The sequence below is a fragment of the Rhizobium hidalgonense genome (genome assembly GCF_005862185.2).
In the GTDB taxonomy this organism is placed as follows: Bacteria; Pseudomonadota; Alphaproteobacteria; order Rhizobiales; family Rhizobiaceae; genus Rhizobium; species Rhizobium hidalgonense.
Genome location: NZ_CP054027.1, coordinates 3,297,539 through 3,315,877 on the forward strand (window position 1 = coordinate 3,297,539; position 18,339 = coordinate 3,315,877).

An 18,339-nucleotide genomic window follows, 5' to 3' on the forward strand; every position below is an offset into this window, starting at 1 on the left:
TCAATGCCCTCCGCAGCCGCACGAGCGGCGAATTACCAGTTTTGCCGGTAGACGAACCTGCCGCACGTCTTCCGTGCCCGATTTGATCCGCCTGGACAGCATTTCCGCAGCCTGCATGCCGATCATCTCGCTCGGCTGCGCCATGACGGTCAGCCGCGGCTCGAAGCAGTCGGCCCAATCGAAATCGTCAAAGCCGATCAGCGCCAGATCCTCAGCGATGCGCAAGCCAAGGTCGCGCACTGCGCGCATGACGCCGATCGTGGCCAGATTGTTGCCCGAGGCGATCGCCGTCGGTCGGTCCGCCCGACTTAAGATCTCAAGCGCCGATTGGCGGGCATCCGCGCTGTTGGCATTGCCTTCGCTCATCAGGCTGCGATCAATCTCCAGCCCGTGCCTGCGCATGGCGCCGACGTATCCACGCACGCGTTCGATCGTGGAAAGCAGCCCGGGCTCGCCGGCGATGAGGCCGATGCGACGGTGGCCGTGGCCCACGAGGTGGTCGATCAGCGTCTCCATGGCCGCCTCGTTGTCCAGGCAAACCCCGTCCGCATCGGCAACCGTCAGACGGTCGACGAGCACGAAGGGCATGCGAGACGATTTGAGATAGTCGATGGCGCGGTTTTCCGGATCGCCGGAGGGAGCCAGAATCACCCCATCCACCCGTCGCTGAACAAGTTCACGGACCAGCCGCAGCTCGGTCTCCGGATCGTTCTGCGTGTCGCAGAGAAAGACGAGCTGGCCGATGGCGGCGCAGGCTCTTTCGATAGAGGAGACGATATCGTTGAAATAGTAGTTGGTGCTGATCGAGATCGCGATACCGACGGCATCCGTCGATGATCGCACCAGTGACCGGGCCACCGCATTCGGCACGAATCCGAGGGTTTCGATCGCCTGCCTGACGAGCGCCGCCGTCGCGTCATTCACATGTCGCGTGCCGTTGACGACGTGCGACACGGTAGAGACCGAGACGCCCGCGACGCGTGCAACGTCAGTGATTGTCGCCATGATTGCAGAACTCCCCCATCGCGCCCGACGCAACAGATTCAAGCTGTCGCCGCGTCGCCTCCTCCGAACGAAATCGAAATGTCCGGGCGATCCCGAACAAGCCGCAGCCTTTCGGTCGCTGGCTGTCCGTTTCATCCTCCAATGAAACAGTCACAACCAAAGTATGATCATCGAAACGTTTGCGCAAGCGTTTTCTTTGCCTGTTTATGTGGTATACAGGGCTGAAGGGAGGCACTCACATGGCACTGAAAAACATCCCCGGGATCCTTTGCCCGGATCTTTTGTGGATACTGAGCGCGATGGGCCATGGCGACGAGATCGCCATCGTCGACAAGAATTTCTCGGGGTCCCGCGTGTCGAAAAAGACCGTAAGCGGCAAACTCATATCGATGAACGCGGCCAGCGCCACGGACACCATAGAAGCGATCCTAGCGGTCATGCCGCTCGACCATTTCGTCGAACAGCCGCTCATGCACATGGAGGATCCGGATCAGGCCGGGATATTACTGCCCGTTCATTCGGATGTGGAATTGCTTTGCTCGACGGCCGAACAACGCGGCATCAAGAGCAAGCCCGTCGAACGCTTCGCCTACTATCCGATCGCAGAAGCCTGCTTCGCGGTGGTTCAGACGGGCGAAACACGGCCCTATGGAAATTTCATCCTGAAGAAGGGTGTGGTTTAGCGATGGTCTGAAACGTCTCCAGGTCGCGGGAACGCTTGAAGGCGTGACCTGTGCGAGATTCGTCCGCCTGTGGATTTCATCGGCTCCGATCGAGCACGCTCACATTTATCGTCCCCGCTTGCCCATCACCGCCGTCCCCAGTCGCTCAATCGCCTGGCGCAACTTGTCGTTCTCTATCCCTTCCATCATGCCTTCGAGCTTGCGGGCGGCTTCGCCCTTCAGCGGCGGCGGGGTGCGGGAGCGGCGGACGGCCTGGGAGACCGGCTTCTGGACGATGCGGATCTGGTGGACGGCGGAAAAGCCGAAGAAGCTATTGATGCGCTGTATGAGTTCGCCCTGGGCATGGGTGAGGAACAGCGCGCGCGCGCCTTCGCAGGCAATCGTCAGCACGCCGGGGCGGAAGCCGCCGGTCTCATCGCCGCCGCGGGCCCAGGCGATCTTTTCCGGCCGGGTGCAGTCGGCGAAATCCTCGCCGGCGATTTCGCTCCAGGAGCCGAGCAGCGCCGTGTTGATGCCGGCGCGGCGCGCGAGGACGGGATCGATCAGCCCGTTCGCCAGCTCGGAAATCTGCTTTGCACCTTTGCGTGGATAACTCATCGAAAACCTTGGGCACCCTACCAATCGCACAGGGAATTGACGGGACCGACTTGATCGCGCGGCATTGCTTCGCCAAGTATAGGCACTTCCCCCGATCCCGGCAAATCATGACGATCACCCTCGACACGCCCTTAGCAAAGCCCCTGCTCGACTGGTACGACCGCCACCACCGCGACCTGCCCTGGCGTGTGTCGCCCGGCATGACGGCGAGCGGCGTCAAAACCGATCCCTATCGCGTCTGGCTTTCCGAAGTGATGCTGCAGCAGACGACGGTGCAGGCGGTCAAACCCTATTTCGAGAAGTTTCTTCAGCGCTGGCCAAAGGTGACCGATCTTGCCGCGGCCGAGAACGACGAGGTGATGGCCGCCTGGGCCGGGCTCGGCTATTACGCCCGCGCCCGCAATCTGAAGAAATGCGCCGAGGCGGTGGCTAGGGAATATGGCGGCATCTTTCCCGATACCGAAGAAGGGCTGAAGTCGCTGCCCGGCATCGGCGACTATACGGCAGCCGCCGTCGCCGCCATCGCCTTCGACCGGCCGGCGGCAGTCATGGACGGTAATGTCGAGCGGGTGATCTCCAGGCTCTATGCGATCGACACGCCGCTTCCTGCGGCAAAGCCGCTGATGAGAGAAAAGGTGGCGCTGCTGACGCCGGCCGCGCGGCCCGGCGATTTTGCCCAGGCGATGATGGATCTCGGGGCGACGATCTGTACGCCGAAGCGGCCGGCCTGTTCGCTCTGTCCGTTCCGGGGCGGCTGCGAGGCGCTGAAGCTTTCCGATCCCGAACTCTTTCCGGTCAAGGCGGCGAAGAAGGAAAAGCCGGTGCGCCACGGCGCGGCTTTCATCGCGGTAACAGGCGATGGCGAGATCCTGCTCAGGCGGCGCGCCGAAAGCGGCCTGCTCGGCGGCATGACCGAGGTGCCGACAACGGCGTGGACGGCGCGCCTCGACGGCGAAACATCAGTCTCCGCCGCGCCGTTCGAGGCGGCATGGCAGTTCTCCGGCACCGTCATCCATGTCTTCACCCATTTCGAGCTCAGACTTTCGATCTGGCGCGCCGCGATCGCCGGCCAGGTCGCCCGGGATGACGGCCCGAATGACGGATGGTGGGAGCCGGTTACAAATCTTGAAGCCCAGGCGCTGCCGACCATCATGAAAAAAGCGATCGCAGCGGCTATTCCACTTGCGTTCAAAACATCCAAGGGATGACCATGACCACCGACATACAGCATATTGTTTTCGACATCGGCAAAGTCCTCATTCACTACGATCCGCATCTTCCTTTCAGCCGCCTCATCCCCGATGAGAGCGAGCGCAACTGGTTTTTCGCCAATATCTGCACCCATGACTGGAACATCGAGCAGGACCGCGGCCGCACCTGGGCGGAAGCCGAAGCGCTGCTGATCGCTGAGCACCCGGCCCGCGAAGAGCACATCCGCGCCTTCCGCAAATACTGGCACGAGATGGTGCCGCACGCCTATGAGGACAGCGTTGCGATCATGGAAGGGTTGATCGCCGAGGGCCGCGACGTGACCATGCTGACCAATTTCGCCTCCGACACGTTTCGCGAAGCGCAGCAACGTTTCCCGTTCCTGACCAAACCGCGCGGCGTCACCGTCTCCGGCGATGTCGGCCTGATCAAGCCGGATATCGCCATCTACGAAACCCATACGAAGAGCTTCGGCCTCAATCCCAAGGCGACCATCTTCATCGACGACGCGCCAGTCAATGTCGAAGGCGCCAAGGCCTACGGCTGGAATGCGGTGCTGTATTGGGGCGCTGAAAAGCTGCGCAGCGATCTCGCTGCCTATGGCGTGAAGGTCTGAGACCCATGGCTTTCGACCCGGCAGAAGAAATCGAACGCTTCCACGCCGCCATCAACGCGCTGGATTTTCCCGCAATCGAGGCCTATTTCGCCGAGAATGCCACCTATGTCTCGAATGGCGTCGGCAGCCTTTCCGGCCGTGCCGAGATCATGGCCGCCTTCCGTCGTTACTTCGACGATTATCCCGATCAGACAGCGGATAATTCGCTGGTGGAAAGCCTGACGCCGCTTTCCGGTCGTGCCGTCTGGTCGCTCAGGGCCACTCACAGCCAGACCGGCAAGCCGCTGGTGCGCGACGGCGAGGAGACGATCACCTTCAATGAAGACGGCCGCATCACGCGGGTCGAGGTTACCGATTACAAGGATTTCTGAAACAGCACCTCAGAAATAGAAGACGCCCGAGGTTGAAGCCTCGGGCGCCTTGGCCTTCTCCCGCAACTGGAGGAAACCGGAAGAAGGTATTTCGATCCTGCGAAGGTGGTGCTCACTCCACCTTTGCCAGATCACTGCGGATGACGGACCTGAGATCGTCGATCGGGCGCAGGGACTGCCCGTCTTCGAAATGCCAGAAGGTCCATCCGTTGCATGCATCGAGGCCCTGCACCTTGGCGCCGAGACGATGAATGGAGCCGGCATCGCCGCCCGAGGCGACCGTGCCGTCAGCGCGGACGATGGCGCTATAGCGGCGCTTGGCATCGGTCAGCACCTGGCCGGGCTTGATCAGGCCGCTTTCGACCAGCACGTTGAAGGCGACGCGAACCTCGGCCTTCTTGCCGGTCATGACCGTCAGTTCCGCCTTGCCGAGCGGCTCGACGGCGGCGATGCGGGCTGCGGCCGCGTCGATATAATCCTGTTCGCGTTCGATGCCGACGAAGTGGCGGCCGAGGCGCTTGGCGACGGCGCCCGTCGTTCCCGAGCCGAAGAAAGGATCGAGCACGATATCGCCGGGTTTGGTCGAGGCCATGATCACACGGGCAAGCAGGGCTTCCGGCTTCTGGGTGGGATGCACCTTCTTGCCGTCCTCGCCCTTCAGCCGCTCATTGCCGTTGCAGATCGGGAAGAGCCAGTCCGAGCGCATCTGCACGTCATCATTGGCGGCCTTCATCGCATCGTAGTTGAAGGTATAGCCCTTGGCCTTGGCATTCGGGCTTGCCCAGATCATCGTCTCGTGGGCGTTCTGGAAACGGCGGCCCTTGAAATTCGGCATCGGATTGGTCTTGCGCCAGATGATGTCATTCAGGATCCAGAAATTCAGATCCTGCAGCGTGGCGCCGACGCGGAAGATATTGTGATAGGAGCCGATCACCCAGATCGAGCCGGTGGGCTTCAGCACGCGGCGGCAGGCGAGCAGCCAGGCGCGGGTGAAGGCATCATAGGCCTCGAACGAAGCGAACTGATCCCATTCGTCATCGACCGCATCGACCAGCGACTGGTCGGGCCGATGCAGCGTTCCGCCGAGCTGGAGGTTATACGGCGGGTCGGCGAAGATGACATCGACGGAGTGGGTGGGCAAAGCCTCGAGGGCACTGACGCAATCGCCCTTGATGATCGTGTCGACCCAAGAGTCCGACCTAGATCCCGGCCGGGAATCCGCCTTGACGGAAGCCTTGAGGTCGGCAAGCGGAAAAACTGATGCCATTCTGATACTCACTCATACGCTTGACGCTTAACTCTCCGTTATGGTTACCCAACTTAGTTACCAAAGCCTGAAGCCGTGGCCGATTTTGGGATTTTATTGCGCCTTTCGATCAAGCCGCATCGTGAACCTCACGGCTGTCGGCCGGCGCTTCCTCGCGTTCGAACATGCCGTAATCGCGCACCACACTGGCAATGCGCAGGCGGTAATCGGCGAAGATGCCGCCGCGGCCGGCTTGCTGGGCGGCCCGGTGCGCCTCGAGATTGCGCCATTCCTTCACGGCCTCCTCATCACGGAAGAAGGAGAGCGACAAAAGCTTGCCGCGGGTCGTCAGGCTCTCGAAACGCTCGCTCGAGAGGAAACCGTCGATCTTTTCCAGCTCGCCGCGCAATTCGCCGGCCAGATCGAGATATTTGTGGCGTTCGCCCATATAGGGCACGACTTCGAAAATGACGGCGATCATGGCAGCACCAGCTTGGCGTGAGGGGCGGAGACGTTTTTGAGGAAGATGCGGTCCTCCTTCAGGATAAAGCCTTCGCGTCTGGCAAATTCGTAATTGTCGCGGCCGCGCGGGTCGGCGGCCAGCCTGGCGCGATAGGCTTCGTAGGCGGCGAGGCTTTCGATGTTGTAGACGCCATAAGCCGTCGTCGCCGAACCCTCGTGCGGACCGAAATAGCCGATCAGGTCGGCGCCATTCTGAGGGATCGCCTGGCCCCAGTTGCGGGCATATTCGGCGAAGGCTTCCTTCTTGAAGGGGTCGATTTCGTAGCGAATGAAGCAGGTGATCATCGGTTTCTCCTTTGCTGTCTCAGTGCTCTCTCAGTGCTCTCCTGGGGCCGTTTTCGCACATTGCCGGACGGCGATGCTTCGGTTACGATCGAACTATGAAGGAAGGACCTGACATTGCGCAAATCGGCGCGCTGATCGGCGATCCGGCGCGGGCCAACATGCTGGCGGCGCTGACCGGCGGGCGGGCGCTGACGGCGACCGAGCTTGCCGGCGTCGGCGGCATCACCGTGCAGACGGCAAGCACGCATCTCGCCAAGCTCGAAGCCGGCGGGCTGCTAACCCAGCGCAAACAGGGGCGCCACCGTTATTTCACGCTGGCCGACGAGGCCGTCGCCCGGCTGATCGAAAGCATGATGGGTTTTGCCGCCGGACGCGGGCATCTGCGCCACCGGCCGGGGCCGAAGGAGCCGGCGCTGCGCAAGGCGCGCATCTGCTACGATCACCTGGCGGGCGATTACGGCGTGCGCATGCTCGACAGCCTGATTGCGTCAGGCGCGATCGACGCGATCGGAGACGGCCTGGCGCTGACCGAAAAAGGCGAAAGCGATCTGAAGCGCATCGGCATTAATGTCGGCGATCTCAGATCGTCGCGCCGGCCGCTCTGCCGTTCCTGCCTCGACTGGAGCGAAAGACGTGCCCATCTTGCCGGGAGCCTCGGCAAGGCCCTGCTCTCAAGCTTCCTCGACAAGGGCTGGGCGCGGCGCACGGCGGAAAGCCGCTCGATCATGTTTTCTCCGGAAGGCGACCGGCGGTTTCTGAAGCTGTTTCCGGTGGAAGCGTAGGTTTGCTGCGGATCTGCACATGCTTCCGGCGCAGTCCCGGCTGGTGCTGCTTTAGGCACCCGCCCTCTTTTCACCTTCCTTAGTCGACCCGCCTATATCCTGGTTGTCTGATCCCATTGTGTGACGGAATAGGGTTCCCGGATAGGGAGCCGGACCAAACCAGTCGGCTCGAGCATGGTTCGACCCCTTGTGAGATAGGGCAGTACCCAAAATCCGTCTTCGGGATGTCGGCGTCAGCGCCGTTCGAGCGTCCTTGGGAACATCAAGACCGTCCGCCCCAGTTTGGAAAAAGACCATAGGAGATAAAAGTGTCTGCATCAGTGCTCTTCATGTCCATGTCACTGGACGGGTATATCGCGGGGCCCAACGATGAAGTGGGCAATCCCGGCGGCGACGACTTTATGCGGTTGCACGAGTGGTACGGGGATTTTTGCCGACCGACCGGACTCGTGGGACAATTGTGGGACGAATGGAACGCGCCAGGTGCGATTCTGGCGGGTCGGCGAACCGTGGAGCAGGTCGATCACTGGGGCGGTGACAATCACGGTGTGCCGATCTTCGTACCCAGTCACAGGCCGCCCGGGCCATCCGTCGCGAATTATCCCTTGGTCAAATACGTGAGCGACGGGATCGCGAGCGCAATGGCGCAGGCGAAGACCGCCGCTGGGGACCGGGACGTGTTGATGCTTGGCGCGTATACGGCGCAACGGGCGCTGGAAGCTGGCGTGCTCGACGAACTGCAAATACACCAGGTTCCAGTCTTGTTCGGACGTGGCCGCCGATTGTTCGAAGTCTTGCCATCGCGCGTCGAGTTGGAGATCGTTCGGGTGATCGATACACCCGAGGCCACGCACATCCGCTACCGCGTCCGCCGCTGAGCCCGCCGACCCAGCCGTCACTCATTTGTGGTCGCCAGCATCAAGGCACGGAGGGCCCTATGGACTATAGGCTCCAAGTCAAGCGGCTCGACATGCCCGCCGGCTTTCCCCGCCTGCTCGCCTCGTGATAAGCCGGTGATCATGCGGATTTCATCGATCTCGCGCCCGCTGGGTAACAGGCTGCTGCGCACCTCCCGGTCGAATTCCCTTCGGTCTCTGCAATGGAGGTCGGCTGCCAGAGCGGCATCCGTCGGCGGCTTTCGTAGGCGACCTATAGCCTAGTCGAGCAGCCCTTCTTCCTCATCTTCCGTTCGATCTTGGCCCTCTTTTCGGGCCCATCTCCGGCATGTTTTCCGCCGGTCAGACCATGATCCTTCATCGCCTGCAGCTCTGCACAGCTTCTGTGGTTGCCCTTGGCAGTGACATCGGTGGGTATGAAGGCAAATAGCAGCGCTACGGCTGCCGCCAGTCGAACAAGAGCTGACAGCGTCATGGTCCCTCTCCTATTGCCTGGCATGGTACGCCCAAGCCCGTAAGCCCGCAATGACGAGGGTGTGGCGCCGTCCGAGATCGCTCAATCCGGCCAGCCGGGCAGATCGGAAAGCGCCCCGTCTTGCTCGAAGATAACCTATACCGGCGCGGCCAGACCAAGGTCCGGCGCCTATCCGACTGAGGGCTTAGGAGAGGAACAGTGAGGTTTAACCGAAGTTTGTCAGGCAGCTATCCATCCACTCCGGATGCAATAGCAGCTCAAAAACAAACGGAGGAATACATCATGATGAAGGTAACACATCTCGCATTGGCAGCGGCATTTCTGGCCGGCACGACGGTTTCCGGCTTTGCTCAATCGTCAAGCACGGTCGGCACCGGCGGTTCGTCAGCCGGCGGCGGAACTGCGAGCAGCACCGTCGGTACTGGTGGCAGCTCTGCCGGGGGCACCTGCCCGGCCGGCGCAACCAACTGCAATTCCGGTTCGTCATCGACGGTCGGCACCGGCGGCTCATCGGCTGGTGGCGGTACCTCGAGCAGCACGGTGGGCACCGGCGGCTCTGCCTCCGGCTCCGGATCCGGCTCGGGCTCTGCGTCGACGCTCGGCACCGGTGGTTCGTCGGCCGGCGGCGGTACCTCGAGCAGTTCGGTGGGCACCGGTGGTTCTGCCGCGGGTTCGGGCGACGCGAACTCGGCCTCGAGTGTCGGAACCGGTGCTTCGTCTGCGGATGGCGACAAGACGGGCAGCACTGTCGGCACCGGCGGCTCTGCGGCCGGAACCTCGCACGACAGCAAGGGCAAGAAGGGCTGCGCACCTGGCCAGGTCAAGAAGGATGCCGCCGGCACCAAGGGCTGCTGACGGTATCGGCCGGCGCCTTTGCGGCGTCGGCCAAACCCTTGGAGATAAGACAATGACCCAATTTTCCACAATCGCACTGAGCGCTTGCCTGGTCTTGATCGCCGGGCAGACGATGTCGGAGGAGATCAAGCTCGACGATGGAACGACATGCACGATCGTCCAGTCACAGGCCGGCGGTTCGTCCACCACCGTGACGGCGGGCAACGGCCATGTCTCCTCATCGACCACCACCGGCAGCGGCACGGCCGGCTCCTCCTCGTCATCCGCCTCCGCCGGGTCTTCGGCCGGCTCGGGAAGCGTCGACAGCTTTTCCACCGCGAGCATCACCCGGCCTGACGGCACCGTCATCACCAAACGCTCCGACGGAACCTGCTCAATGACGAAACCGACGAAATAGGAGAGGACCATGAAACATCTCAACCTTATCGCCGCCGCCGCGATCGCGCTTCTCGCCTCGAGTTCGGCAGTTCTTGCAGAGGATTGCCAGGCGGCCGGAACTGTGGGAACGGGCGGCAGCGCTTCGGCAGGCGGCACGTCGGCGAGCTCTGTGGGAACGGCGGGCACTTGTCGGACCGACGACGGCACGACCTCCTCGATCGGCTCGGGCGGCAGTGCCGCCACCACCGACGGCAAGGCGCAAAGCAAGACCCGTATCAACGACAATGGCGACAAGCTCAAAGCGCAGACCAAAGCCCAGGCCGTCGACAAAGGTACATTCAGCAAGTCCCGCACCAAGACCAGCACCGACGGCGAGACGCTTGATAGCACGACCCGCACCATGTCGCATGTGCCCGGCGAGAAGCCGGTCAAGAACACCACCAATCAGAAGATCATTCTGCCGCAACAATAAGTTGATGGGCTCGCCTCGAGACAGAGGTGAGCCCCTGTTTGGCGCGATTGCAGCCGGCCCTTCTCCAAGCCAATCCCGCTGCGCATTCAACCCTTCATCGAATGAGTCCACATCTGCAACCTCTTGTTTTTACGCGGCTTCGCGCCGTGCTGAGAAATCATTAAGCATGTTTCGATATTCTCAGGTTCTACATTAACGTGAGAGCCCCATCATGGCGTCGATCCAGAATAAGATCATCATTGCAAGCATCGCGATTTTCGCTTTGGCCGGCGGCGCCACAGAGGTTGGCATCTGGTCCGCGTCCACCCTCTCCGCAAACAGCGCCGATGTCGCCCAGTCAGCGCAAATTCTGCGCAACCACATGCAGGCAGATATGATGCATGACGCGCTGCGCGCCGACGTGCTGGCTGCCATGTTGGCGTCTAACCCGGCCGCCGGCATCGACGCCGGTGCAGTAAAGGCGGATCTGGCGGAGCACAAGGCATCGTTCCGGGAGATGGTCGACGCCAATAGAGCTCTGGCCACCGACGAAAAGACCAAAACCATCCTTGCCGGTATTGAACCACCCCTCATTGCCTATGTCGAAAGCGCCACGAAGATTATCGATCTTGCCGGTCAGGACCCGGCGGCGGCATTGAAAGCCTTGCCCGAATTCATGGCGCAGTTTTCCGCGTTGGAAACGGGAATGGAAGAGACCGGCGATCAGATCACCGCGACATCCGACGATATTTCCAAGCGCAGCGCTGAGGTAAAAGCCTCGGTGGGCATGATTCTGAAAGCAATTCTGGCCCTGGCCGCCACCTTCGCGATCGGCCTATATTTCCTGACACGCAAGAGCGTCACCGAACCCATCCTCGCCCTTTCCACCGATATGCAAAGGCTCGCCGGCGGCGACACTGCCATCGCCAGCACGGCAATCGGCCGCAACGATGAAATCGGCGCGATGGCATCGGCCGTCGAAGTTTTCCGCCAGGCGGCGATTGCCAACAAGCAACTCGAACAGGACGCCGAGACAGCCCGCCTGCAGGGCGAAGCCGAGCGCATCACAGCCCGCAAACAGGCTGACGAGGATGCCGCCGAACGGCTGCGGGCAGCGACCTCGGGGCTTGCCGCCGGCTTGAAGCGGCTTGCCGCAGGCGATCTCGCCTTCCAGATCGAAGAGCCCTTCGCCCCTGACTTCGAGAGCCTGCGGCATGATTTCAACATGTCGACCAGGCAGCTCGACCAGACGCTTAGCGCTATCGCGGCTGCCATTGCGGCGATCGACGATGGCACAAGGGAAATCGCATCCGGGGCCGGCGATCTGTCGAAACGGACCGAGCAGCAAGCGGCGTCTCTCGAAGAAACCGCCGCAGCGCTCGACCAGATCACCGCCAATGTCTCGAATTCGAGCAAACGCACCGACGAGGCACGCACCGAGGCGACGGACGCCAACCGCAACGCCGCCAAATCCGCGGAGGTCGTGTCGCATGCCGAAGAAGCCATGCGCCGCATCGAGGCCTCGTCGCAGCAGATCTCCAGCATTATTGGCGTAATCGACGAAATCGCCTTCCAGACCAATCTGCTGGCCTTGAATGCCGGCGTCGAAGCGGCGCGCGCCGGCGAGGCGGGCAAGGGCTTTGCGGTAGTGGCCCAGGAAGTTCGCGAGCTCGCCCAGCGCTCGGCGCAGGCGGCAAAGGAAATCAAGGGCCACATCCAGAAATCGTCGGTGGAAGTGGAAAGCGGCGTCAAGCTGGTTCTCGACACCAGCCAGGTTCTGAGCGCGATCAGCGAGCAGATCGCCCGCATCAACCAGCACATGGATGCCATCGCCGTATCGGCAAGGGAGCAGTCGACCGGCCTTGCCGAAGTCAATACCGCCGTCAATTCGATGGACCAGGTGACCCAGCAGAACGCCGCGATGGTCGAGCAATCGACTGCCGCATCCGGTCAGCTTGCGCAGGAGGCCGCCAAGCTTCGGGAACTCGTGTCCCGGTTCAAGCTCCGTGCGACGGATTCGGCTCAATCTGCAGCCGGCCGCGCGCAGTGGGCCGCTTGACGGCTTCGTTGAAAAAAGCGCTGCGCCTGGACACGATCGCTCATTCCAGCGAAACCGGGCGCAGCGCTAGCTTTGGCTGGGCTCACTCAGCTCATTGAGTGGAACGTCTCGAAAATCAGCGCCCTCAGCCAGCGATGCGCGGGATCTGCATCCATGCGAGGGTGCCAAGCCTGGACGATGTTGAAACCCGGCACGGCGACCGGCAGGTCGAAGGTCCTGATCTCGCTTATCACAGCGGACTTGCAATAGGACTTTGGAACCGAGCCGATCAGATCGGATGCCGCCGCAACGGCAATGACCGCCGGAAAGCTCGGCACGATCAGCCTGACATCACGCTCATGGCCGAGTTCGGCGAGCGCCCGGTCGACCGGGCCGACATAGTCTGCGTGCGGCGAGAAGACCACATGGCCCAATGCGGCATAGTGTTCAGCCGTTATCCCGGCATCGAAGATCGGATGCCCTGCCCTGGCGACACCGACAAACCGATCTTCGAACAGGGTCTGGCAGCGCAGCTCGCCGCCGTCGCGCGGGAGCACACCGATATCCAGATCGACCGCCGCGTCCCGCAAAGCCTGAACGTCCTTGTCCGATCTCGGCGCAAAGCGAAGCCTGATCCCCGGCGCGGCGTTGGTCACGGCGGCGCTGAGGTCGGCGGCGTAAAGAAGCACGAAGGCTTCGTTGGCACGGATGGTGAAGTGGCGGCGCACCTCGCGGATCTCCACGGGCGATGGCGGGCTGAGCACCGCTTTCACGGCGTCCTTTAACACCTGCACCTCTTCGGCAATCGCCAAGGCATGGTGTGTGGCGACCATGCCGCGCCCGGCCGGCACGAGGATCGGATCGCCGAGCGCCATCCGCAAGCGCGACAGCGTCCGGCTCATGGCCGATGTGCTGAGGCCAAGCCGGCGAGCGGCGGCCGAGACGCTCTGTTCGCGCAGCAGCGCATCGAGCGCCACCAGCAGATTGAAATCGAGATCGGACATGGCCCAATCCTATCAGGCATGGCGCCATACGCAACGGTCAATTGCTTCAGTTGCGTCTGGCGCAGGAGATCGACGAGGGCTAATGAATCGGCCATCCCATAAGCGCCGAGGAGTTCCCATGTCCCTCACCTACACCGCCCCGATCGCTCAAGACGGCCTGGCGTCGCCGCGCCGGTATCTGGCCGTTGCCCTACTGCTTCTTACGATTGTTCTTGTCGTTCTGGACGGTGCGATCGCCAACGTCGCCCTGCCCTCGATCGCGCTTTCACTGCAGGCGCAAGCCGAGAGCACCGTCTGGGTCGTCTCGGCCTATCAGCTGGCCGTGCTCGTCGCCATTCTTCCCTGTGGGGCGCTCGGCGAAATCTACGGCGCGCGGCGGGTTTTCCTGATCGGCGTCGCGCTGTTTACAGCCGCGTCGGCGGCCTGTGCCCTGGCCGGCGACCTGCCCTTGTTGATCCTGGCGCGTTTCGCCCAGGGGCTTGGCGCCGGCGCGATCATGGCATTGGCGATGATGAACCTGCGCCAGGCCTTGCCGCAGCACATGCTGGGCCCGATCATCGGCATCAATGCCATGGTCATCGCCATTTCGTCTGCTGCCGGTCCGGGCATTGCCGGCGCCATCCTTTCCGTCACCAGCTGGCCCTGGCTGTTTGCGGTCAATATACCGCTCGGCATTCTCGTTCTCTTCGGCGGCGGCCTGCTGGGACACGTCGAAGGCGCGAAGCGGAAGCTGAAGGTCAAGGCGTTGCTCGCCAATACGGCGATGTTCATCCTGTTCTTCTCCGGCGCCGATCGAATTGCGACCGCGCCGGTCAGCGGTGCCGCCCTCATCGCGGCGTCGCTCGCCTGTCTTTTCGGCCTGCTGCGCCTCGAACGCAACAGCGACGTCCCACTCATCCCGACCGACCTTTTGGCGACACCGGCATTCCGCGTGGCTGTCATCGCCTCGATATGCTGCTTCTGCGGCCAGATGCTGAGCACCATCGCGCTCCCATTCTATCTGCAACACACGCTGCACATGACGCCGGTTCAGGCCGGGCTCTACATGATGCCCTGGCCGGCCGCGACCGCGATCATCGCGCCGATCTCGGGGCGCTTGGCAAACCGCGTCAAGACGGCATGGCTTTGCGCCATCGGCGGGGCGCTGCTGGCGCTCGGCCTTCTGGTGGCGGGCCTGACCCCGCCCGACCCGAAAGGCATCGCTTTTCTCGTCGGCACGGTGCTCGCCGGCTTCGGTTTCGGACTGTTCCAGACGCCGAACAACCGCATTCTCCTTCTCTCCGCACCCAAAGCCAGAAGCGGTGCGGCCGGCGCCATGCAGGGCACGGCGCGGCTTCTCGGCCAGACGCTCGGCGGGATCTCCATGTCGATCACCTTCGCAACGTTGCCGCTGTCGACCGCACTCAACTTTGCGATCGTCATTGCCGCCAGCTGCGCTGCCATATCAAGCTTGGTCAGCCTGAGCCGTGCGCGCTACGAAGTGGCGGGAAAGGCTGGAGCGAGCTGAACGAGCGCGCTTTACGTTCGTTCGGTGAAGTGGGTTCACGGAGCCGGTCGCTTGCCGCATCGCAGCCATGCTCGGGATCAGGTTGAGCTTTGACCGGGCATCGTGTAAAGCCGCAGCATTCCCGGACAAGACCCAGACTTTCAGCAAGGCGTGAACATATGGACGGCTTCGACCTCATCATCTTCGACTGCGACGGCGTACTCGTCGACTCGGAAATCATCGCCGCGGAAGTCGAATCCGCGCTGCTGACGGAGGCCGGATATCCGATCGGCGTCGAAGAAATGGGCGAGCGTTTCGCCGGCATGACATGGCGCAACATCCTGCTGCAGATCGAGCGCGAAGCGAGCATCCCGTTTTCGGCCTCGCTGCTTGAGAAGTCAGAACAGTTGCTCGACACCAGGCTGGCGAATGACGTCAAGGCCATTCCTGGCGTCGAATTCGCCGTCTCCAGGCTGCCGATGAAGCGCTGCATCTGCTCGAATTCGAGCAGCAAGCGGCTCGACATGATGCTGAGCAAGGTGGGGCTGAAGCCGCTGTTTGCGCCGAATATCTTCTCCGCCAAGGATCTCGGCCCCGACCGGGCCAAGCCGAAACCCGACATCTTCCTGCACGGCGCCAGCCAGATGGGGGTTTCGCCCGACAAGGTTGTTGTGGTCGAGGATTCCGTGCACGGCGTGCATGCGGCCCGCGCCGCCGGAATGCGCGTCATCGGCTTCACCGGCGCCTCGCACAGCTATCCCGCCCATGCAGACAAGCTGACCGATGCCGGCGCCGAAACGGCGATTTCCCGCATGAACGACCTGCCGGGCGTTGTTGCCGCGCTGGCGGCCTGGGAAGGCGTTTTGTAGAGGCCCGAGGCGCTAACGGCATCGCGGAGCATACAATTGCTATCGCACCGGCACTTTACTGTATTGCTCTCAAGCCCTCCCCACGTTCCGTCATCCTCGGGCTTGACGGAGGTTGAAGGGGACGATTGGCAAGAGGCGAGACCTCTGGAACGAGCAATGCCCCTTCTTCACGTCAGGAAATGCTCTTTCTCTTTGCCTCACGTCGCGTAGAACTGCTCCCGTGTGCCCGGGAATAACTCAGCTGCTCTTCTTGGTCTTTGCCGGCTGAGTGTCAAAGCCGATGTTGACCCGCACCAGGGCGCCGGCGCCGACCGGCATCTTGATGCCGTCCTTGCGGAAGATCACCTGGGTGCCCGGCGCGCCGGCCGGGATCTCGGTCGGGAATTTGGTGACCTCGGAATAGAGCACGGTCTCGCCGTCGACGATGGTGACGCGGATCGGCAGGGTCACCGCGCCAGGATTGCCGGCCGGGCCGGTGATGAGGCGCAGCTGGGCGACGACGGTCATCGTCAGGTTCGTTTCGTTCAGCGTGCACTGGCGGGTGTAATCCCCGAAGGAAGCCTGGAAGACGATCTGCTGCGGATCGTCTTTCTTGCCCTTGGCATAGGTGCGGAAGATCGCATCCTGGTCACGCATGAAGATCTGCGGGCAGGCGCCCTGGACGACGGGAGCGACGGCGCCCTGTGCCGTCTTGGCCGTGCCGATCGAAGGATTGTTCGAGGATGGGTTGGCGGGCGCCAGCGGCATGATCTGGGCGGTGCCATTGGCCTGCGCTGGCGCAGCCGACTTGCTATCGCCGCCTATGCCGAGCGAGTTGCAACCAGTGAGCAGGGCAAGAACAGATGCGGAGACGATGAGACGCGAGACCTTGCCGAGCACCATATTCCATCCCTTGTACAAGCGTTTCTTGGAGGCCCCATGTCTTTTCCGCGAGGCCTTTCATGACGGTTTGCGATGGTCTATATCAGCGGCGCAAACAAAAATCGATTGGGTACGCGCCGTTTTGATGCACTTTTCGCCGCCGGATGCGGGCAACTTCAACAAGATAACGGCGATGGTGTGGCCAGAAGGCAGCCCCTTGCCGGTTTCCGACGGATCCGGCCTCGACTCGACCCAGCCGGATTTCCTTCAGCGATAGATCAAGGATGACGAACGTGGACTATATCTCGACCCGCGGCGAGGCCCCTGCCCTCGGCTTTTGCGATGCCCTGCTGACCGGGCTGGCGCGCGACGGCGGGCTCTACGTTCCCCGGGAATGGCCGAGCTTTTCCAAGAAACAGATCCGGGCGCTCAGGGGCAAGACCTATCAGGAGATCGCCTTTACCATCCTGTCGCCCTTCACCAATGGCGAGATCCCCGAGGCGACCTTCCGGGCGATGATCGACGAGGCCTACGGCACCTTCCGCCATCCGGCGATCGCGCCGCTCGTCCAGACCGGGCCGAACAGCTTCGTCATGGAGCTGTTCCACGGCACGACGCTCGCCTTCAAGGATGTGGCGATGCAGCTGCTGGCGCGGCTGATGGATTATGCGCTGGAAAAGCGCGGCGATCGGGCGACGATTGTGGGCGCCACCTCGGGCGATACCGGCGGCGCGGCGATCGACGCCTTTGCAGGGCGCGAGCGCACCGACATCTTCATCCTCTTCCCGCACGGCAAGGTCTCGCCGGTGCAGCAGCGGCAGATGACGACCTCGACGTCGTCAAACGTGCATGCACTGGCCGTCGAGGGCAATTTCGACGATTGCCAGAACCTCGTCAAAGCGATGTTCAACGACGTGGCCTTCCGCGACAAGGTCAATCTATCAGGCGTCAACTCGATCAACTGGGCGCGCATCATGGCCCAGATCGTCTATTATTTCACCGCGGCGGTGGCGCTCGGCGGGCCGGACCGGAAGATCTCGTTCACGGTGCCGACAGGCAATTTCGGCGATATCTTCGCCGGCTACTGCGCCAAGCGCATGGGCCTGCCGATCGACCGGCTTGTTATCGCCACCAACGAAAACGACATTCTGGCGCGGACGCTGAAGAGCGGCCGTTACGACATGAAGGCGGTCAAGGCGACCACGTCGCCGTCGATGGACATCCAGATCTCGTCGAACTTCGAGCGGCTGCTGTTCGAAGCCTATGGTCGCGACGCATCGAAGGTGCGCGCGGCGATGGAAAGCCTCAAGCAATCCAGCGGTTTCGAGATCGGCAGCCAAGCGCTGAAGGCGATCCGCCGCGACTTCCGGGCCGGCCGCGCCAGCGAGAGGCAAGTGGCCGAGACGATCCGCAAGACCCATGCCGAGACCGGCTATCTGCTCGATCCGCATTCGGCGATCGGCGTCTTCGTCGCCAAGAAGAAGGAAAAGCCGAATACGCCGATGGTGACGCTTTCGACCGCGCATCCAGCGAAATTCCCCGCCGCCGTAAAATCGGCCTGCGGTATTGACCCGGCGCTTCCGACGTGGCTTGCTGATCTGATGCACAGGGAGGAGCGCTTCCAGATCATCGAACCGGACCTGAAAGCCGTAGAGACCTTTATCGGCAAACACGCCCGCGGCAAGACGACGGCAGGCGCAGAAAGATAGC

Annotated in this window: 21 protein-coding genes; 13 read left to right on the top strand and 8 right to left on the bottom strand. The window is 62.3% G+C overall.

Annotation, left to right across the window (positions count from 1 at the left end; all coding sequences use genetic code 11):
• Positions 1 to 1,005 (bottom strand): LacI family DNA-binding transcriptional regulator, encoded by a 1,005-nt coding sequence (locus FFM81_RS16000; RefSeq protein WP_003569764.1) that lies wholly within the window; start codon positions 1,003 to 1,005, stop codon positions 1 to 3.
• Positions 1,006 to 1,244: 239 nt separating this feature from the next.
• Between FFM81_RS16000 and FFM81_RS16005 the strand changes: the two genes are divergently transcribed.
• Complete coding sequence (locus tag FFM81_RS16005; protein ID WP_003569767.1) at positions 1,245 to 1,688, top strand: RbsD/FucU family protein; 444 nt, start codon at positions 1,245 to 1,247, stop codon at positions 1,686 to 1,688.
• Positions 1,689 to 1,793: 105 nt separating this feature from the next.
• On the opposite strand, the gene FFM81_RS16010 is transcribed toward FFM81_RS16005, so the two are convergent.
• The gene (locus tag FFM81_RS16010; RefSeq protein ID WP_003569770.1) at positions 1,794 to 2,285 is read right to left on the bottom strand and encodes a DUF721 domain-containing protein; all 492 of its coding nucleotides are present in this window, start codon (positions 2,283 to 2,285) and stop codon (positions 1,794 to 1,796) included.
• A 107-nt stretch (positions 2,286 to 2,392) separates the two neighbouring features.
• Between FFM81_RS16010 and mutY the strand changes: the two genes are divergently transcribed.
• Genes mutY through FFM81_RS16025 form a run of 3 tightly spaced genes read left to right on the top strand, consistent with a single transcriptional unit; the run spans position 2,393 to position 4,481 of the window.
• On the top strand, positions 2,393 to 3,493 hold the full coding sequence (mutY, locus tag FFM81_RS16015; protein WP_138385130.1) for an A/G-specific adenine glycosylase: 1,101 nt from the start codon (positions 2,393 to 2,395) through the stop codon (positions 3,491 to 3,493).
• Positions 3,494 to 3,495: 2 nt separating this feature from the next.
• Entirely contained in the window at positions 3,496 to 4,110 is a 615-nt protein-coding gene (locus tag FFM81_RS16020) for an HAD family hydrolase (RefSeq protein WP_138385129.1), read from the top strand.
• Between the two features lie 5 nt (positions 4,111 to 4,115).
• Positions 4,116 to 4,481 carry a nuclear transport factor 2 family protein gene (locus FFM81_RS16025; RefSeq protein ID WP_025415530.1) on the top strand — a complete coding sequence of 122 codons (366 nt, stop codon included), beginning with the start codon at positions 4,116 to 4,118 and terminating at the stop codon, positions 4,479 to 4,481.
• Positions 4,482 to 4,593: 112 nt separating this feature from the next.
• On the opposite strand, the gene FFM81_RS16030 is transcribed toward FFM81_RS16025, so the two are convergent.
• The 3 genes from FFM81_RS16030 to FFM81_RS16040 form a co-directional block, all read right to left on the bottom strand.
• Positions 4,594 to 5,748 (bottom strand): site-specific DNA-methyltransferase, encoded by a 1,155-nt coding sequence (locus FFM81_RS16030; protein WP_138385128.1) that lies wholly within the window; start codon positions 5,746 to 5,748, stop codon positions 4,594 to 4,596.
• A gap of 109 nt (positions 5,749 to 5,857) precedes the next feature.
• Positions 5,858 to 6,208 carry an antibiotic biosynthesis monooxygenase family protein gene (locus FFM81_RS16035; protein ID WP_138385127.1) on the bottom strand — a complete coding sequence of 117 codons (351 nt, stop codon included), beginning with the start codon at positions 6,206 to 6,208 and terminating at the stop codon, positions 5,858 to 5,860.
• Positions 6,205 to 6,534: an NIPSNAP family protein gene (locus tag FFM81_RS16040; RefSeq protein ID WP_003569781.1), complete on the bottom strand. Its 330-nt coding sequence runs from the start codon at positions 6,532 to 6,534 to the stop codon at positions 6,205 to 6,207. The genes FFM81_RS16035 and FFM81_RS16040 overlap by 4 nt, the downstream gene beginning before the upstream one ends.
• Positions 6,535 to 6,629: 95 nt before the next feature.
• Here FFM81_RS16040 and FFM81_RS16045 point away from each other — a divergent pair, with 95 nt between their 5' ends.
• The gene (locus FFM81_RS16045; RefSeq protein ID WP_138385126.1) at positions 6,630 to 7,316 is read left to right on the top strand and encodes an ArsR/SmtB family transcription factor; all 687 of its coding nucleotides are present in this window, start codon (positions 6,630 to 6,632) and stop codon (positions 7,314 to 7,316) included.
• A gap of 320 nt (positions 7,317 to 7,636) precedes the next feature.
• Positions 7,637 to 8,194: a dihydrofolate reductase family protein gene (locus tag FFM81_RS16050; RefSeq protein WP_173883821.1), complete on the top strand. Its 558-nt coding sequence runs from the start codon at positions 7,637 to 7,639 to the stop codon at positions 8,192 to 8,194.
• 271 nt (positions 8,195 to 8,465) lie between these two features.
• Here FFM81_RS16050 and FFM81_RS16055 read toward each other — a convergent pair whose 3' ends face one another.
• Positions 8,466 to 8,687, bottom strand: a complete 222-nt coding sequence (locus FFM81_RS16055; protein ID WP_138385124.1) for a hypothetical protein — start codon at positions 8,685 to 8,687, stop codon at positions 8,466 to 8,468.
• 282 nt (positions 8,688 to 8,969) lie between these two features.
• Here FFM81_RS16055 and FFM81_RS16060 point away from each other — a divergent pair, with 282 nt between their 5' ends.
• From FFM81_RS16060 to FFM81_RS16075, 4 genes are all read left to right on the top strand, one after another.
• Positions 8,970 to 9,542 carry a hypothetical protein gene (locus FFM81_RS16060; protein WP_003569788.1) on the top strand — a complete coding sequence of 191 codons (573 nt, stop codon included), beginning with the start codon at positions 8,970 to 8,972 and terminating at the stop codon, positions 9,540 to 9,542.
• 52 nt (positions 9,543 to 9,594) lie between these two features.
• Positions 9,595 to 9,939 carry a hypothetical protein gene (locus FFM81_RS16065; protein ID WP_025415525.1) on the top strand — a complete coding sequence of 115 codons (345 nt, stop codon included), beginning with the start codon at positions 9,595 to 9,597 and terminating at the stop codon, positions 9,937 to 9,939.
• A gap of 9 nt (positions 9,940 to 9,948) precedes the next feature.
• Positions 9,949 to 10,392 carry a hypothetical protein gene (locus FFM81_RS16070; RefSeq protein ID WP_003569793.1) on the top strand — a complete coding sequence of 148 codons (444 nt, stop codon included), beginning with the start codon at positions 9,949 to 9,951 and terminating at the stop codon, positions 10,390 to 10,392.
• A 211-nt stretch (positions 10,393 to 10,603) separates the two neighbouring features.
• Complete coding sequence (locus FFM81_RS16075) at positions 10,604 to 12,430, top strand: methyl-accepting chemotaxis protein (RefSeq protein WP_138385123.1); 1,827 nt, start codon at positions 10,604 to 10,606, stop codon at positions 12,428 to 12,430.
• Between the two features lie 86 nt (positions 12,431 to 12,516).
• On the opposite strand, the gene FFM81_RS16080 is transcribed toward FFM81_RS16075, so the two are convergent.
• The gene (locus FFM81_RS16080) at positions 12,517 to 13,413 is read right to left on the bottom strand and encodes a LysR family transcriptional regulator (RefSeq protein WP_138385122.1); all 897 of its coding nucleotides are present in this window, start codon (positions 13,411 to 13,413) and stop codon (positions 12,517 to 12,519) included.
• Positions 13,414 to 13,531: 118 nt separating this feature from the next.
• On the opposite strand from FFM81_RS16080, the gene FFM81_RS16085 reads away from it, so the two are divergent.
• Positions 13,532 to 14,920 (top strand): MFS transporter, encoded by a 1,389-nt coding sequence (locus FFM81_RS16085; RefSeq protein WP_173883793.1) that lies wholly within the window; start codon positions 13,532 to 13,534, stop codon positions 14,918 to 14,920.
• A gap of 158 nt (positions 14,921 to 15,078) precedes the next feature.
• Positions 15,079 to 15,768 carry an HAD family hydrolase gene (locus FFM81_RS16090; RefSeq protein ID WP_003569801.1) on the top strand — a complete coding sequence of 230 codons (690 nt, stop codon included), beginning with the start codon at positions 15,079 to 15,081 and terminating at the stop codon, positions 15,766 to 15,768.
• A 237-nt stretch (positions 15,769 to 16,005) separates the two neighbouring features.
• Here the strand turns inward: FFM81_RS16090 and FFM81_RS16095 are convergent, their stop codons facing one another.
• Positions 16,006 to 16,650 (bottom strand): hypothetical protein, encoded by a 645-nt coding sequence (locus FFM81_RS16095; RefSeq protein ID WP_003569804.1) that lies wholly within the window; start codon positions 16,648 to 16,650, stop codon positions 16,006 to 16,008.
• Positions 16,651 to 16,913: 263 nt separating this feature from the next.
• On the opposite strand from FFM81_RS16095, the gene thrC reads away from it, so the two are divergent.
• A complete protein-coding gene (thrC, locus tag FFM81_RS16100) occupies positions 16,914 to 18,338 on the top strand; it encodes a threonine synthase (RefSeq protein ID WP_025415521.1) in 1,425 nt (474 codons plus the stop codon).
• The last annotated feature ends 1 nt before the right edge of the window (position 18,339 follow it).

Bases quoted from the DNA above. Each gene is read 5' to 3' on its own strand.
- FFM81_RS16060 (WP_003569788.1), top strand. From the start codon at position 8,970: ATGATGAAGGTAACACATCTCGCATTGGCAGCGGCATTTCTGGCCGGC.
- FFM81_RS16070 (WP_003569793.1), top strand. From the start codon at position 9,949: ATGAAACATCTCAACCTTATCGCCGCCGCCGCGATCGCGCTTCTCGCC.
- FFM81_RS16030 (WP_138385128.1), bottom strand. From the start codon at position 5,748: ATGGCATCAGTTTTTCCGCTTGCCGACCTCAAGGCTTCCGTCAAGGCG.
- thrC (WP_025415521.1), top strand. From the start codon at position 16,914: ATGACGAACGTGGACTATATCTCGACCCGCGGCGAGGCCCCTGCCCTC.
- FFM81_RS16045 (WP_138385126.1), top strand. From the start codon at position 6,630: ATGAAGGAAGGACCTGACATTGCGCAAATCGGCGCGCTGATCGGCGAT.
- FFM81_RS16035 (WP_138385127.1), bottom strand. From the start codon at position 6,208: ATGATCGCCGTCATTTTCGAAGTCGTGCCCTATATGGGCGAACGCCAC.
- FFM81_RS16010 (WP_003569770.1), bottom strand. From the start codon at position 2,285: ATGAGTTATCCACGCAAAGGTGCAAAGCAGATTTCCGAGCTGGCGAAC.
- FFM81_RS16075 (WP_138385123.1), top strand. From the start codon at position 10,604: ATGGCGTCGATCCAGAATAAGATCATCATTGCAAGCATCGCGATTTTC.
- FFM81_RS16040 (WP_003569781.1), bottom strand. From the start codon at position 6,534: ATGATCACCTGCTTCATTCGCTACGAAATCGACCCCTTCAAGAAGGAA.
- FFM81_RS16000 (WP_003569764.1), bottom strand. From the start codon at position 1,005: ATGGCGACAATCACTGACGTTGCACGCGTCGCGGGCGTCTCGGTCTCT.
- FFM81_RS16020 (WP_138385129.1), top strand. From the start codon at position 3,496: ATGACCACCGACATACAGCATATTGTTTTCGACATCGGCAAAGTCCTC.
- FFM81_RS16055 (WP_138385124.1), bottom strand. From the start codon at position 8,687: ATGACGCTGTCAGCTCTTGTTCGACTGGCGGCAGCCGTAGCGCTGCTA.
- FFM81_RS16080 (WP_138385122.1), bottom strand. From the start codon at position 13,413: ATGTCCGATCTCGATTTCAATCTGCTGGTGGCGCTCGATGCGCTGCTG.
- FFM81_RS16095 (WP_003569804.1), bottom strand. From the start codon at position 16,650: ATGGTGCTCGGCAAGGTCTCGCGTCTCATCGTCTCCGCATCTGTTCTT.
- FFM81_RS16005 (WP_003569767.1), top strand. From the start codon at position 1,245: ATGGCACTGAAAAACATCCCCGGGATCCTTTGCCCGGATCTTTTGTGG.
- FFM81_RS16090 (WP_003569801.1), top strand. From the start codon at position 15,079: ATGGACGGCTTCGACCTCATCATCTTCGACTGCGACGGCGTACTCGTC.
- FFM81_RS16085 (WP_173883793.1), top strand. From the start codon at position 13,532: ATGTCCCTCACCTACACCGCCCCGATCGCTCAAGACGGCCTGGCGTCG.
- FFM81_RS16025 (WP_025415530.1), top strand. From the start codon at position 4,116: ATGGCTTTCGACCCGGCAGAAGAAATCGAACGCTTCCACGCCGCCATC.
- FFM81_RS16065 (WP_025415525.1), top strand. From the start codon at position 9,595: ATGACCCAATTTTCCACAATCGCACTGAGCGCTTGCCTGGTCTTGATC.
- mutY (WP_138385130.1), top strand. From the start codon at position 2,393: ATGACGATCACCCTCGACACGCCCTTAGCAAAGCCCCTGCTCGACTGG.